Consider the following 13,969-nt stretch of genomic DNA (forward strand, 5'->3'; position numbering starts at 1 on the left):
TGACGGCGTGTTGCGACCCCTCTGCCGAGGGACGGGTCACTCCGAGAGGTGCTGCTTGGTGTTCGTGTAGACGATGGAGTCGGCGGTCGCGCCCACCAGGCCGAGCGTCACGCGCAGGAGCTGCCCGGGCAGCGTGTTGTTCGGCGGCGGGGTGGAGGCGCCGAGGGTGAGCGGCGTGCCGTCCGGGAGGGTCGCGGTCGCCGAATCGAGGTAGACCTGCACGTTGCCGCTCAGCGTCATCGTGTCCGCGGTGGTCAGCAGGACCGGACCGGTCTGCTTCCGCACGTTGAGGCTGAAGCCCTGGATCGTGATGGAGTCCGCCGAGATCTTCAGCACGGGGACGCGGCTGCCGTCCGCGAGCGGGACGGTCACGAGAGTGACGCCCTTGAGGCCCGTGAACGACAGCGAGTTGCTGCCGAGCTGCGCGGGCGGCTGGGTGAAGACGGGAGCTCCGCCGTCCGGCGAGGCCGCCGTCGGCGCGGGGGTCGGGGTCGCTGTGCCGGTCGCCGGCGTGCCCGGCGTGCTCGGGAGGCCGGGCAGCGGCAGCACGGGGGAGGGTGCGCCGGACGACGGGGACGGCGACGGCGTCGGAGACGAGGAGTCGCACGAGGAGAAGATCGGGATGCAGAGGGAGGCCGGAGCCGCCGTGCGCGCCGTGTCGGCCGGCACCGGGGCCGCGCCGAGCCCGGTCAGCGCGCCGGCCAGCGCGAGACCGGCCGCGAGAGCGACGCCGGCGGAGCCTCTGCGGGCCCTCACGCGGTCTCCTCCGCCGTGCTCTCGCCGTCCGGGCCGGCGTCGGTCGCGTCGGCCGGGGCGCCTTCGCGACGCCGTCCGCGCCGGCGGCTCTCGCCGCGCTGCTCGGGCGGCATCCATGCCACCGCGAGCACGCCTCCGACAGTGCTCAGCAGCATCCCGATGAAGAAGCCGCCGAGGTTGACGCCGACGAGCGAGTACACCGCGATGGCCAGTGCGATCACGCCGTAGAAGATCCGGTGCGCGGGCATCGCGATGACGAGTACGCCGAGCAGCAGGAGCAGGACGGGGATGATCGTCGCCTGCAGCCCCTCGATGCCGAGCTGGACGTGGATGCGGCCGATGTCGAGCTGTCCGGAGAAGAACATCTCGATCCCGCCGAGCGCCGTCAGGAGTCCGCCGGTGAAGGGGCGGGCGCGCCGCCAGGCGCGGAAGCGCTGCCGGGCCGTCCGGTCGTCGGTCGGAGCGGCTTCGGCGGGCTCCGCGGCGGCGGGCTCGAATCCGTCCACCGTCTCTTCAGCGTCGTCGGACGTCGTCAGCAGCGCCGACACCTCCGACGACGCGGACTCGTCCTCGGGCATCCCCGCCTCCGGCCCGACCATCGCGTTCCTCGTCCCCGGGCGGCTCAGAAGCATCCCTTCGACCCGTCCGTGAGCTGCACGTGCATGCCGGTGAGCGTGAAGACCGAGGCCTGCGTGCTCCACGCGGTCTGCTGCAGGTGCGAGATGGTCACCGTGTCCGCGTCCTGGGCGAAGTCGCCGGCGCTGCCCTTGGCGGCCGTGTTGACCGTCGAGGCGTCGACGCCGATGCGGATGTTGTGGAACTGGGCATCTCCGCCGAGGTCCGTCATGCCGATCTGGAGGTCGGAGGCACTGGCCGGATTTCCGCCGCCACCCGCCGTGATCAGGATGCCGACCTTGCCGAGCGGCGTGTCCGAGACGACCGACTGGCACAGGTCGGCGAGGGTGGCCGACTTGATGTTGGCGATCGCGACCTGGTGCTGCTTGCCCGCGGTGTCGGGGGCGACGCCGGCGTACTGCGAGAAGCCGGTGCCGTCGAGCTTCGAGGCGCTGATCTGGAACTGGCTGCCGGAGACGGCGAACGAGACGGGGACGGCCCCCTGCGCGACCCCGGTCATCAGCACCGTCGAGACCAGCGCGACGGGCACGGCGGCGAGCACGATGCGTCCGGCGTGGGAGCCGGCGAGCTTACGGAACTTCATCGATCCTCCTGTTCGGGGGCTTGACAGCGACTGTGCGGTCGTTCCCACGACGAGATTAGACGCTATTGACCGTTTGTCAATAGTCGGCCGAATGGGGGACGGAAAGACCGTTCCGGTCCTCGTGGCGCAACTCCCGACGCGTCGGAGAGCGCCTAGGCTCGACGCATGGACACCGATCGGCGCACCCGGCTGACCCCGGACGAGCGCCGGGCCCAGCTCGTCGCGCTCGGGGTCGCGCACCTCGCCGACCAGCCGCTCGACACCCTGACCATCGAGGAGCTGTCGGCGCGGGCCGGGGTGTCGCGCGCCCTCCTGTTCCACTACTTCGGGTCGAAGCAGGGGCTGCACCGGGAGGTCGTCCGCACCGCGCGCGACAGCATGCTGCACGCCACGGAGCCGGTCCCCGCTCTGCCGCCGCGCGAACGCCTGCACGACACCCTGACCCGGATCGTCGCCTTCGTGCGCGACCACAGCGGGACGTTCTACTCGCTGGTGCGCGGCGTCGCGAGCGGCGACGAGGAGGTCCGCGTGGTGATCGAGGAGGCCAGGGCCGAGCAGGCCGAACGCGTCCTCGCCGTGTTCCTCGAGCTCGGCGCAGCGGACACCCCGCTGCTGCGCATCGGCCTGCGCTCCTGGATCGCGTTCGCGGAGGACGTGCTGGTCGCCAGCGCGATCGGCACCGACCTCCCGTCCGGCGACATCGTCGCGTTCCTGGAGCGCAGCGCGAACGGGGTGGTGGAGGCCGTCCCCGCTTAGATGCCTTCCTCGTCGACGTCGTCCTGGGTGAGGACGCCGTCGCCCGGATTCCCCTCCGGATCGTGCTCGTCGTAGTAGGGCTCGGCCTCCCGCGGCTGTCCGCCGGTCGGCCCGTCGTTCCCGTCGCCCGGGCCGTCCCACACGGTCTCGCCGGCCACGCCGTCGTTCGTCACCAGCTCGTCGGCGAAGTCGGCTTCCGCGATCGGGTCGTCCAGCGCGTAGTCGACCTCGCCGTCGCCGGGGTCCACCCAGCCGGCTGTGTCACCGGCGTCGGAGTCGCCGATCTCCGGCTCGTCCGCGCCGTCCTCCGGAATGCGGTCGTCCATGCCCGTCTCCTCTCGTGCGCTCGAGCTTCTCGTGCTCTCCGCCCGTTCGCGCCGAAGGTACACCCGCGCGCGGGGGCGGCAGGAGAGGGGGCCGGAAACGCCTACGGCTTCGGGAAGCTGTACGTGCCGCTCGAGCCGGCGTCCTTGACCGCCGCCGCGACGAAGGCCGCGAACTGCGACGCGTTGGTGAAGCCGCCCTGGTAGCGCTCGCCGTTCACGAACACGGTCGGGGTGCCGAAGCTGCCGGTCGACGGGTTCTTGAGCTGCGAGTTCGACACCGCGTCGTTCGTGCGGTCGGTGACGAACTTCGAGAACGTCTGGTCGTTCACGCATTTGGTGATGTCCGACGAACTGACCCCGTTGCTCTTGAACAGGGACAGCATCTTGGCGTTCGTCAGCCCCGACCCGGTCTGCTCGTTCGGCTGGTTGGCGAACAGCACGCTGTTGAGGTCGAAGTACTTGTCCGGCTCGTAGTTCGCCACGCACGACATCGCCGCCGCGGCGCGGGTCGAATACTGGTTGTTGGTGCTGGAGTCGAGGATCGCGATCGGGTGGATCTCGAGCGTCGCCGAGCCGTCCGACATCCACTGCTTCATCTGGGAGGAGTTCGTGGTCTCGAACTGGTCGCAGTACGGGCACTGGTAGTCGAGCCAGATCTGGATGTGCGCGGTCTTGCCGTCGAGCGTCTGCTTCGTCGGCGTGGGCTTGGCGCCGGGCGCGATCGCCGGCGTCGTGACCGCCTTGTCGGCCTGGGTCAGCAGGATGCCGCCGCTGAGCATGTTCTTCGGGTTGGCGACGCTGCTGGTCCCGCCGACGGTGGTGAAGATGACGACGCCGATGATCGCGAGCACCGCGATGATGCCGACGATCACCGAGCTCTGGACGACGATCTTGCGCCGCTTGGCCTTCTTCGCGGCCTCCTCGCGCATGCGGCGAGCGGTCTCGCGCGCCTCGGCTCGGCGATCGTTCTTCGTCGGGGTCGCGGCGCCTCTGCCCGTAGCAGCCATTCAGGTCATTCCATTCGAGAAAGTGGGACGGTATCCGAGAAGCAAGCGTATGGGCAAAAGCTTTGGATGCGCCGAGCGCCCGCTGGAGTTCGGGCGGATCCGGCCGGGCGCGTCAGACCCGCGCCGTCGCGCCGGGGGACGCGACCGGGACGAGGCGCTGGAGCTGCGTCACATGCGCCGGCGTCAGGTCGGCGAGGGTCGGCACCTCCAGGAGCTTCATGGTGCGCACGATCTGGTCGCCGAGGATCTGGATGGTGCGGTCGACGCCGGCGCGGCCGCCCGCCATCAGCCCATACAGGTAGGCCCGTCCGATCAGCGCGAACTTCGCGCCGAGCGCATAGGCGGCGACGATGTCCGCGCCGTTCATGATGCCGGTGTCGATCGCGACCTCGGTGCGGTCGCCGACCGCCTCCACGACCTTCGGCAGCAGGTGGAAGGGGATCGGCGCACGGTCGAGCTGGCGGCCGCCGTGGTTGGAGAGCACGATGCCGTCGACGCCGAGGTCCACGAGCTTCCGGGAGTCCTCCACGTTCTGCACGCCCTTGACGACGATCTTGCCCGGCCACATGCTGCGGATGATGTCGAGGTCGGCGAAGCTGATCGACGGGTCCATGGCGGAGTCGAGCAGCTCGCCCACCGTGCCGCCGGTGGAGGACAGCGACGCGAACTCCAGCTTCGGCGTGGTGAGGAAGTCGTACCACCACCACGGCCGCGGGATGGCGTTGACGATGGTGCCCAGGGTGAGTTGCGGGGGATGGAGAAGCCGTTGCGCTTGTCGCGCAGGCGTGCGCCGGCGACCGGGGTGTCGACAGTGAAGAACAGGGTGTCGAACCCGTTCGCGGCGGCACGGCGCACCAGCTCGTAGGAGATCTCCCGGTCGCGCATCACATAGAGCTGGAACCAGTTGCGTCCGTTGGGGTTGGCGGCCTTCACACCCTCGATGGAGGTCGTGCCGAGCGTCGAGAGGGTGAACGGGATGCCGGCCGCGCCCGCGGCTCCCGCTCCGGCGACCTCGCCCTCGGTCTGCATCAGGCGGGTGAAGCCGGTCGGCGCGATCCCGAACGGCATCGCCGACGGGCCGCCCCAGATCTCGCACGAGGTGTCGACCGTGGACACGTCGCGCAGGATCGACGGGTGGAACTCGATGTCCTGGAACGCCTGCCGCGCGCGGGCCAGCGACAGCTCGCCCTCCGCGGCGCCCTCGGTGTAGTCGAAGGCGGCCTTCGGCGTGCGGCGCTTCGCGATCGCGCGCAGGTCCTCGATCGTGAGCGCGGCGCTCAGCCGGCGCTTCTTCGCGTCGAACTCGGGCTTCTTGAAGGACATGAGCTCGAGCAGCTCGGCGGGCCTGGGGAGTTGGCGGGTGACCATGTTCGTGTGCCTAACGTGCGTCGGTGGACAGGGTGTGTGCGTCGCGGTAGTAGCCGCTGATGTGGTCGTGGATGCGGGTGCGCGCCGCCGTCGGGTCGCCGGCGTCGATGGCGTCGATCACGCCGCGGTGCTCGGCGCGGAGCCGGGCGGCCATGACCTCCCACTCGGGGATGCGAGCGGCGCCGGCGAGCACATAGCCCTCGATCGAGCTGCGGAGGCCGGCCATCGTCGTGGCGACGACCGTGTTGCCGGCCGCCTCCGCGAGGGCGAGGTGGAACTGCGCGTCGAGCGCCAAGAACTCCTGCGCGGTGAGGGCGGTGTCGTCCATCGCGTCGAGGAGCTGCCGGGCGTCGGTCAGGTCGGCGGACCCGCGCTCGGCGAGCTCGCCCGCGACCGACGACTCCAGCAGCAGTCGCGTGCTGACCCGTCGGCGACCGGGAACCCGCTCGCGGCGACCTGGAGGCGCATCAGCGCCTGCATCCCGCCGAGCGGTCGCGCCACGATGATCGCGCCGGAGCTCGGCCCCGACCCGGTCTGGGTGCGGATCAGGCCCATCGCCTCCAGCACCCGGATCGCCTCGCGAACGCTGGAGCGGGCGACGCCGAACTCTGCGGACAGCGCGCGCTCGGGCGGCAGGTGGTCGCCGGGCCGCAGCCGGCCGTCGACGAGGCGCTCCTCGATGCGGGCGAGCACGCTCTCCCACGCCTTCGGCTCCGTCGTCATGACGCTGGCTCCTCCTGTGGTCGGACCATATGGTCAGACCACACATTACCAGCACGCAGCAGAGGGGTCGCAACACGCCGTCATCGCACCGGGATGACGGCGTGTTGCGACCCTCTGCGGAGGTCGTGGGTCAGTCGGCGGCGGCCGGCGCGCGCCCGAACTCGACGTCCTCGACGCGCGAGCGCGGCATCGCGACGCCTGCCACGATGGTCAGCGCCGCGACCACGGCCACCGCCGTGAAGACCGCGGTCGACGCGCCCTGCACGGCCGCGGGCGAGTGCGCGCCGCCGGTGCTGGAGAGGATGATCGCGTTCGCGATCGCGCCGAAGACCGCCACGCCGACCGCGCTGCCGATCGAGCGCGCGAACATGTTCGTCCCGGTGACCACGCCGCGCTCGCTCCAGGACACGCTCGACTGCGCCGCGATCAGCGTCGGAGTCGCCACGAGGCCCATCCCGAGCCCGACGACGAAACAGCTCACGGCCACGAACAGCACGCTCGGGTGCACACTCGTCGCGGCCAGAATGATGGTCCCGACGATCGCGATGCCCGTGCCGAGCAGGGCCGTGCTGCGGAATCCGATCCGCAGATAGAACCGTCCGGAGATGCTGGCCGCGATCGGCCAGCCGAGCGTCAGCGCGGCGACCGCGAGGCCGGCGACCAGTGGGGGAGCCCCGACCGTGGCCTCCAGATAGGTGGGGACGTACGAGGTGAGGCCGATCAGGATGGCGCCGATCCCGAGTGAGACGAGCGTGGTCGTGACCAGCAGCCTGCGCGAGAACACCCACAGCGGCATGACCGGCTCGGCCGCGTGGCGCTCGACGAACGCGAAGGCGACCAGCAGGAGGGCGCCGAGCGCGAACGCGCCGATGCTCCAGACCGAGTCCCACGCCCAGGCCTGGCCGCCCTCCAGCACCGCCAGGATGAGCAGCGACATCCCGGCGGTCAGCAGAACGGATCCCGCATAGTCGATGCGGTGCTTCTTCCGCTCGATGCTCTCGTGGAAGCTGCGGATCAGCATCCACGCCGCCAGGATGCAGAGCGGCACGTTGACGAAGAAGATCCACCGCCAGGACAGGAACTGCGAGAACAGCCCGCCGAGCGTCGGACCGACGACCGAAGAGATCGCCCAGACGCTCGCGAGGTAACCCTGCGTCTTCGCGCGCTCGGCGACCGTGTAGATGTCGCCGGCGATCGTCATCGACATCGGCTGGATAGCGCCGGCGCCGAGCCCTGCAGGGCGCGGAACGCGATGAGCGCCGGCATGCTCCAGGCGAACCCGCAGAGCACCGAGCCGAGGAAGAACAGCCCGATGCCCGCGAGGACGATCGGCTTCCGCCCGACCGTGTCGGAGAGCTTGGCGTAGACCGGCACGGAGACCGCTTGCGCCAGCAGATAGATGGAGAACAGCCACGGGAACGAAGCGAAGCCGCCCAGGTCGCGCACGATCGAGGGGACAGCGGTGGCGAGGATGGTCGCGTCGATCGCGACCAGTCCTGTCGTCAGCATGAGTGCGATCAGGATCGGTCCGCGTTCGGAACGGAAACCGACGCTCGCCCGGGAGATTTCGTTCATCCCTGTGAACAACAGCCCTTCGTGGGGATCATTCCCGCCACCGAGCGATCCGTTCGACTTGACGTGAAAGAAAGCAGCGCGCACAATCTGAAACATGTCTTTCACATCGGATGATCGGCCGCAGGGAGGCCGCCGCGAGGACCGGCGAACGGTCACCGACCCGCGGGCACTCCGGGCGCTCGCCCACCCGCTCCGGCTCGCGCTGCTCGACCACCTGATGTCGTTCGGCGCGAGCACTGCGAGCGAGTGCGCCGATGCGGTCGGCTCCACGCCCTCCAACTGCAGCTACCACCTGCGCGCCCTGGCCAAGTTCGGCCTCGTGGAGCGGGTGGAGGCAGAGGACGGCCGCGAGCGCCCCTGGCAGTCGACCGCCACCGGGCTCACACTCGGCCGCACCGAGGACCCGGCCATGCGGTTCGGCGCCGACTCCGTCGAGCGTTTCTTCGCCGATCACCAGATCGACGAGGACGCCGCGCGCCTGCACCGCTCGATCGCGGAGCGCGACAGCGTGCCGCCCGAGTGGCGGGAGGCGAGCATCCTCTCCGGCTACGCGCTGCGGATCACGCCCGGCGAGCTCCGCGAGCTGGGGGAGCGGCTGGACGCGCTCATCCGCCCGTACATCGCGCTCACCCGGGCGGACGCGCCCGACGACAGCGCGGTGGTGGTGCTGGGCCTCAACGCCTTCCGGCACCCCGCCGAGAAGGAGCCGGCCGAGAAGGAGCCCGCCGAGAAGCAGCCCGGCCAGAAGCAGCCCGGCCAGAACGAAGGGACCGAGCCGTGACCCGCTCTCCGCTGCTCCGCCGCGATTACGCGCTGATCTGGTCGGCCGGACTCGTCTCCGACACCGGCGACTGGCTCCTGATGATCGCCCTCCCGCTGTTCGCGTTCTCGGCGACCGGGTCCGCGCTCGGCGCGTCGACCGTGTTCCTCGCCGAACTCATCCCGATGCTGCTCGCCGGCACCTTCCTCGGCGTGCTGGTCGATCGCTGGGACCCGCGGCGCACCATGATCGTCACCGCGCTCATCCAGGGCCTGGCACTGTTGCCGCTGCTCGCCGCCGGCCCGGACCGGATGGGCATCGTGTACGCGGTCGCCGCCGTGCAGTCCTGCCTCGGCGCGGTCATGAACCCGGCGCGGCAGTCGATGGTCCCGCGTCTGCTGAAGCCGGACGAGCTCGGCAGAGGCAACGCGCTCCTCGCCATCGCCGACAACCTCGCACGGCTGGTCGGCTCGCCGCTCGGCGGCCTCGCCTTCGCGGTGTCCGGACTCCCGGGCGTCGTGGCGGTGGACGCCGTGTCCTTCGCCGTGACCGCCCTCCTGGTCGCGCTCACCCGCCCGCTCGCGCCGCGTGTCCCGGAGCCGGGGGAGGAGTCCGCCCCCGCGGTCGAGCGCCGCCTCCTGCGCGAGTGGCTGGAGGGCATCGCCACCATCGTCCGCAGCCGGGAGCTTGCGACAGTGGCGGTCATCGCCGTGATCGGGAGCGTGGCGCAGGGCGTGTTCCTCGTCCTCTTCATCGTCTACGTGACCGAGAACCTGCACGCCGGGGGCACGGAAGTCGGCGTCCTGCGCGGCGTGCAGGCGATCGGCGGCGTGCTCGGCGGCCTCCTCGCCGGGCTGCTGGTGCGCCGGGTCGCGCCGCGCTGGCTGATCGGGATCGGCTACCTGGTGTTCGGCGCGCTCTCGTTGCTCACCTGGAACCTGGCGCCCGTCACCACCGCGGTGTGGGTCTATGCCGGGCTGTTCATCGCGATGGGCCTGCCTGCGGTCGCGACCGAGACGGGGAGATCACGCTCGTGCAGACGGTCACGCCGCGCGCCACGCTCGGGCGGGTGATCGCGGCGGTGAGGACGATCTCCGGCGCGGCCCAGGGCGTCGGCCTCCTGGTGGCCGGGCTCATCGCCGCTTCCGTCGGCGCAGTCCGGGTGCTCGACGTGCAGGCCTCCCTCTATCTCCTGTGCGGTGTGCTCGCGCTGCTCTTCCTCGGCGGCCGCCGCGCATCCCGGGAGGCCGCGCCGGAGCCGGCCGCCGCACGCACGACGCCGTCCTGAGGCCCGTCCGACGCGGCGACTTGACGCGAAACCCGGCCGATTGCCAGATGTTTCGCGGATCGGCACGTAGGGTGTCGGTGTGTGGCGACTGGATAGGAAGAGCGAGGACGACGACGACATGACGTCCGACGTGCCGGAGGGCGACGCCCTGCGACCGGCCGCCAACACCACCTCGCCGCACACGCTCAGCCTCGGCGAGGCCGGTCTCGTGGCCGGCAACATCGCCGAGCCGGTGTGGGCGCGCTGGCGCAAGGAGATCGCGGCGATCGGCGGCGACTCGCCGCTGCTGCACTTCGAGGACAGCCCGCGGACGCGCATCGAATTGAGCACGACGCATCCCGGCGGCCTCCCGCAGTTCATCACCGGGCAGAGCACGCTGCTCTCCAGCCTGATCCGGGACGAGCTCGCCCTGCGCACCGCGCGCGCCGCGGCCAACGCGATCACGGCGAAGGGCATCGAGCTGCGCTCGGTGCGCGGCATCGAATCCGTACATCTTGCGATCGGTCTCGCGCAGTGGCGGCACGGCACCGACGAGTTCATGGCGCCGATCCTGCTGCGCCCGATGGCGATCCGCCGCTACGGCCGGGACTTCGAGCTGAAGCTCAAGGGCCAGCCGTTCCTCAACCCGGAGCTGTCGAAGGCGCTGGCCGAGCAGTTCCAGATCACGCTCGACGCCAGCGCGTTCGTGGCGCTCGCCCTCGACAACGGCGCCTTCAAGCCGCAGCCGGTGATCGACCGGCTGCGCGGCCTCACCTCCCACCTGCCCTGGTTCAACGTCCAGCCGCGCCTGGTGGTGTCCTCCTTCGTGGACGTCGCGCCCGCGCTGCGCGCCGAGGCCGACGACCTGGACACCACGCTCCTGGACGCCCTCGCCGGCAACCCGACCGCGCGCACCACGATCGAGAGCGCCTTCAACCCGGCCCAGCCCGTCCGCCAGGACGAGCGGCCGCCGGCCACCGACTCGCTCCTGCTCGACGCCGACGAGGCGCAGGAGAACGTCGTCGCCCAGATCGCCGCGGGCAACTCGCTCGTCGTGAAGACCCTCCCGGGCACCGGTGGCACCCAGACCGTCGTCAACGCGGTCGGCGCACTGGTCGCGCAGCACAAACGCGTCCTGGTCGTGGGTCCCCGGCGCTCCAGCCTGGAGGACATCGCCCAGCGGTTCGCGAAGGTCGGCCTGCCCGGCCTCGCCGTCACGCCGCGGAGCCTCCGCCGCGACCTCATCCAGTCGATCGGCCGCAACGAGAAGGCCGAGCAGCCGCGCGTCACCGACGTGGACGACGCGCTCGTCCGCCTCCGCAAAGTGCTCCTGGACTACCGCGCGGCGCTCGCCCGCCGCGACCCGGTGCTGCACGTCTCGGTGCTGGACGCCCTGCGCGAGCTGTCCCGGCTCGCGCTGCTGCCCGCGCCGCCGTCCACGACCGCGCGCCTCAGCCGGGCCTCCATCGAGGTCCTCGCGTCCGGGCGCGACGCCGCGGCGGACGCGCTGATCCGTGCCGCCCGTCTCGGCGAGTTCCGCTACGGACCCAACGACTCGCCCTGGTACGGCGCCTCCTTCGGCACGACCGAGGAGGGCAAGGCCGCCCACGACCTGGCCAAGAAGCTCAGCCGCGCCGAGCTGCCCCGACTGCTGGACCGCGCCAAGGCGCTGATCGGGCAGACCCGGATGCGGCCGTTCGAGTCGATCGCCGAACTCGGCGTCTACCTGCGGCTGCTGCTCGACGTGCGGGAGACTCTCGACCGCTTCACGCCTGCCGTGTTCGACCGCTCGATCGCCGAGCTGATCGCCGCGACCTCCTCCCGCCGCGAGTCGCCCGCCATGTCGGGCGCGAACCGCCGCCGGCTGCGCAAGCTCGCCCTGGAGTACGTCCGCCCCGGCGTGCACGTCACCGACCTCAACGAGGCCCTGCGCCGCATCCAGCAGCAGCGCATCCTCTGGAACCGGTTCGCCGTCGCCGGCGTCCTGCCCGAGGTGCCGGTCGGCATCGCGGACGTGCAGGTCGCGTACCAACGCGTCGCGGAGGACCTCGCCCGGCTCGACATCCCGCTGCGCCGCGTCGGGACCCCGCAGTCCCTCGCCGCCCTCCCGGTCGAGGAGTTGACCCGCCAGGTCGCCGGCCTCGCGGCCGAGTCCGAGGTGCTCGCCAACCTGCAGGAGCGCACTGCGCTGCTCGGGCTGCTCCGCGAGCGCGGGCTGGACCCGCTGCTGTCCGACCTGTCCGTGCGGCACGTGCCGGAGTCGCAGGTCAGCGCCGAGCTGGAGCTGGCCTGGTGGCAGTCGGTGCTGGAGGCGCTGCTGGCCTCCGACCGCGCCCTCCTCAGCGGCAACACCAGCGTGCTCGACCGGTTGGAGGCGGACTTCCGCCTGGTGGACGAAGCCCACGCCTCCGCGACCGGCAAGCAGCTCGCGTGGATGCTCGCCGAGACCTGGAAGATCGGCATCGTCGACTGGCCGGAGGAGGCCAAGGCGCTCAAGAAGCTGCTGACGACGAGCGCGCCCACCGCGGCGACGCTCAACGCCGCGGCACCGCATCTCGCGCGCCCGCTCGCCCCGGTCTGGCTGGTCTCGCCCTATGAGGTCCCCGCCATCGACGCCGAGGTCGCGTTCGACACCGTCGTGCTCATCGACGCCGGCGCCTCCACCCTCGCCGAGAACGTCCCCGTGCTGCGCCGGGCCCGTCAGGTCGTCGCGTTCGGCGACCCGGTGACCCAGACCCCGTCCCGCTTCGATGTCGGCGTGCACGAGTACGGCACGACGGTGGAGACCGCGGATGTGGACTCCCTGCACGCCGACTCGGCGCTCGCCCGGCTCTCCGAGCTGCTGCCCGTCTTCACGCTTGCCCGCAGCTACCGGGCCGGCGGCGAAGACCTGGCCGAGCTGGTCAACCGCCGGTTCTACGGCGGCAACATCGACTCCCTCCCGTGGGCCGGCACCTACCTCGGCCACGGCAGTCTCGCCCTCCACTACGTCACCGGCGGCCAGGGGATGCCCGACACGGACACCGGCGCCGTGGAGAGCACGGACGCCGAGGTGGCGAAGGTCGTCGAGCTCGTGCTGCGGCACGCGACCGAGCGGCCGCGCGAGTCCCTCATGGTCATCACCGCGAGCGAACGGCACGCGGTGCGCGTCAACCAGGCGGTGCTCTCCGCGTTCGCCAAGCGGAACGAGCTCGCGGACTTCATCCTGGGCGACCGGCCGGAGCCGTTCACCGTCGTCACGCTGGAGCAGTCCGTCGCCCAGAGCCGCGACCGCGTCGTGTTCTCGATCGGCTACGGCCGCACTCCGCACGGCCGCCTGCTGTCCAACTTCGGCGCGCTCGCCGAGCCGGGCGGCGACCGCCTGCTCGCGGTCGGCATGACCCGCGCGCGCCGCGGCATGGACATCGTCTCCTGCTTCCGCCCCGACGACATCGACGATTCCCGGATGCGTCACGGCATCGCGGCGCTCGCCCAGGTGCTGGGGGAGGCAGACCAGCTCCAGGCCGCAGCGCCCGAGTACCTGAGCCCGGACGCCGACCCGATGGTGGTCGATCTCGCAAAGCGCCTGGCGCGCCGAGGGCTGGATGTGCAGATCGGCTACCGCGGCAAGCTCACGCTGGTGGCGTCGAACGCGGGCCGCGCCGTCGTGGTCGAGACGGACGAGGACGTCAACCGCGGCAGCCTCCGGGAATCCCTCCGGCTGCGCCCGGACGTGCTGCGCCGCCTCGGCTGGCACTACCTGCGCGTCCACAGCTTCGAGCTGTTCGCCGACCCGGACGCCGTCGCCTCCCGGGTCGCCCGCCTCATCGGCGTCAACGACGAGGCGAGCACCGAAACCGCGCCCATCACGCTCCCGCAACTCTGACGGTTCCGCCGCCGGCATTCGTGGTTCGCGACATTCGTGACGAATGTCGCTTTTGGCGCCGCTATTCGCGACATTCGGCGCGAATGTAGGCGTTCGCGAATCACGACATTCGTGACGAATCGCTCGAGGGCGTGGCACGTCCTCGGGGGCGTGGCACGGCTACGCTGGAGTGGTGAACGACAAGCCCGACGACGAACGCCCCGCGCGCCGGTCGCGGCGCGTACGGCGGGAGGGCGCTCCGGGCGCCGACCCCACGCCGCATATTCCTGAGCGTGACGGCGAGGAAGGCTCCTGGTCGCCGAACGACGAGCAGCTGCGACGGGACGTGCCGCCGCACTACTGAGTTC

13 protein-coding genes and 2 pseudogenes are annotated in these 13,969 nt (G+C 71.3%); 6 read left to right on the plus strand and 9 right to left on the minus strand.

What is annotated here, in order from left to right; all coding sequences use genetic code 11:
- Positions 1 to 36: 36 nt before the first annotated feature.
- Genes ACR5MH_RS00215 through ACR5MH_RS00225 form a run of 3 tightly spaced genes read right to left on the minus strand, consistent with a single transcriptional unit; the run spans position 37 to position 1,975 of the window.
- Positions 37 to 756, minus strand: a complete 720-nt coding sequence (locus tag ACR5MH_RS00215; RefSeq protein WP_431349100.1) for a hypothetical protein — start codon at positions 754 to 756, stop codon at positions 37 to 39.
- Positions 753 to 1,388, minus strand: coding sequence for a DUF6114 domain-containing protein (locus ACR5MH_RS00220; protein ID WP_431349101.1), 636 nt, complete (start codon positions 1,386 to 1,388; stop codon positions 753 to 755). Before ACR5MH_RS00220 ends, ACR5MH_RS00215 begins: the two co-directional genes overlap by 4 nt.
- On the minus strand, positions 1,379 to 1,975 hold the full coding sequence (locus ACR5MH_RS00225; protein WP_431349102.1) for a DUF6230 family protein: 597 nt from the start codon (positions 1,973 to 1,975) through the stop codon (positions 1,379 to 1,381). The genes ACR5MH_RS00220 and ACR5MH_RS00225 overlap by 10 nt, the downstream gene beginning before the upstream one ends.
- Before the next feature lie 165 nt (positions 1,976 to 2,140).
- Between ACR5MH_RS00225 and ACR5MH_RS00230 the strand changes: the two genes are divergently transcribed.
- A complete protein-coding gene (locus ACR5MH_RS00230) occupies positions 2,141 to 2,731 on the plus strand; it encodes a TetR/AcrR family transcriptional regulator (RefSeq protein WP_431349103.1) in 591 nt (196 codons plus the stop codon).
- On the opposite strand, the gene ACR5MH_RS00235 is transcribed toward ACR5MH_RS00230, so the two are convergent.
- The 6 genes and pseudogenes from ACR5MH_RS00235 to ACR5MH_RS00260 form a co-directional block, all read right to left on the minus strand.
- Complete coding sequence (locus ACR5MH_RS00235) at positions 2,728 to 3,057, minus strand: hypothetical protein (protein WP_431349104.1); 330 nt, start codon at positions 3,055 to 3,057, stop codon at positions 2,728 to 2,730. The two genes, ACR5MH_RS00230 and ACR5MH_RS00235, sit on opposite strands and share 4 nt — an antisense overlap.
- 101 nt (positions 3,058 to 3,158) lie before the next feature.
- Entirely contained in the window at positions 3,159 to 3,986 is an 828-nt protein-coding gene (locus ACR5MH_RS00240) for a DsbA family protein (protein ID WP_431349105.1), read from the minus strand.
- A 190-nt stretch (positions 3,987 to 4,176) separates the two neighbouring features.
- Positions 4,177 to 5,432: pseudogene (locus ACR5MH_RS00245) on the minus strand (alpha-hydroxy acid oxidase).
- A 10-nt stretch (positions 5,433 to 5,442) separates the two neighbouring features.
- Entirely contained in the window at positions 5,443 to 5,844 is a 402-nt protein-coding gene (locus ACR5MH_RS00250) for a FadR/GntR family transcriptional regulator (protein ID WP_433862686.1), read from the minus strand.
- Complete coding sequence (locus ACR5MH_RS00255; RefSeq protein WP_433862143.1) at positions 5,787 to 6,155, minus strand: FadR/GntR family transcriptional regulator; 369 nt, start codon at positions 6,153 to 6,155, stop codon at positions 5,787 to 5,789. Before ACR5MH_RS00255 ends, ACR5MH_RS00250 begins: the two co-directional genes overlap by 58 nt.
- Before the next feature lie 130 nt (positions 6,156 to 6,285).
- Positions 6,286 to 7,826, minus strand: a pseudogene (locus ACR5MH_RS00260) (MFS transporter).
- Here ACR5MH_RS00260 and ACR5MH_RS00265 point away from each other — a divergent pair.
- The 5 genes from ACR5MH_RS00265 to ACR5MH_RS00285 all read left to right on the plus strand — a co-directional run bounded on the left by ACR5MH_RS00265 (position 7,825) and on the right by ACR5MH_RS00285 (position 13,965).
- Entirely contained in the window at positions 7,825 to 8,511 is a 687-nt protein-coding gene (locus tag ACR5MH_RS00265; protein WP_431349109.1) for an ArsR/SmtB family transcription factor, read from the plus strand. The pseudogene ACR5MH_RS00260 and the gene ACR5MH_RS00265 sit on opposite strands and share 2 nt — an antisense overlap.
- A complete protein-coding gene (locus ACR5MH_RS00270) occupies positions 8,508 to 9,563 on the plus strand; it encodes an MFS transporter (RefSeq protein WP_433862144.1) in 1,056 nt (351 codons plus the stop codon). Before ACR5MH_RS00265 ends, ACR5MH_RS00270 begins: the two co-directional genes overlap by 4 nt.
- On the plus strand, positions 9,524 to 9,778 hold the full coding sequence (locus tag ACR5MH_RS00275; RefSeq protein ID WP_433862145.1) for a hypothetical protein: 255 nt from the start codon (positions 9,524 to 9,526) through the stop codon (positions 9,776 to 9,778). Before ACR5MH_RS00270 ends, ACR5MH_RS00275 begins: the two co-directional genes overlap by 40 nt.
- 79 nt (positions 9,779 to 9,857) lie before the next feature.
- Complete coding sequence (locus ACR5MH_RS00280; RefSeq protein WP_431349111.1) at positions 9,858 to 13,622, plus strand: AAA family ATPase; 3,765 nt, start codon at positions 9,858 to 9,860, stop codon at positions 13,620 to 13,622.
- 172 nt (positions 13,623 to 13,794) lie between these two features.
- The gene (locus tag ACR5MH_RS00285; protein WP_431349112.1) at positions 13,795 to 13,965 is read left to right on the plus strand and encodes a hypothetical protein; all 171 of its coding nucleotides are present in this window, start codon (positions 13,795 to 13,797) and stop codon (positions 13,963 to 13,965) included.
- Positions 13,966 to 13,969 lie beyond the last annotated feature (4 nt).

This window comes from Streptomyces sp. L7, assembly GCF_050990935.1.
GTDB lineage: Bacteria > Actinomycetota > Actinomycetes > Actinomycetales > Microbacteriaceae > Leifsonia.

Coding starts and splice junctions, on each gene's coding strand:
- ACR5MH_RS00255 (WP_433862143.1), bottom strand. CDS start 6,155: ATGACGACGGAGCCGAAGGCGTGGGAGAGCGTGCTCGCCCGCATCGAG.
- ACR5MH_RS00265 (WP_431349109.1), top strand. CDS start 7,825: ATGTCTTTCACATCGGATGATCGGCCGCAGGGAGGCCGCCGCGAGGAC.
- ACR5MH_RS00225 (WP_431349102.1), bottom strand. CDS start 1,975: ATGAAGTTCCGTAAGCTCGCCGGCTCCCACGCCGGACGCATCGTGCTC.
- ACR5MH_RS00235 (WP_431349104.1), bottom strand. CDS start 3,057: ATGGACGACCGCATTCCGGAGGACGGCGCGGACGAGCCGGAGATCGGC.
- ACR5MH_RS00230 (WP_431349103.1), top strand. CDS start 2,141: ATGGACACCGATCGGCGCACCCGGCTGACCCCGGACGAGCGCCGGGCC.
- ACR5MH_RS00220 (WP_431349101.1), bottom strand. CDS start 1,388: ATGCTTCTGAGCCGCCCGGGGACGAGGAACGCGATGGTCGGGCCGGAG.
- ACR5MH_RS00240 (WP_431349105.1), bottom strand. CDS start 3,986: ATGCGCGAGGAGGCCGCGAAGAAGGCCAAGCGGCGCAAGATCGTCGTC.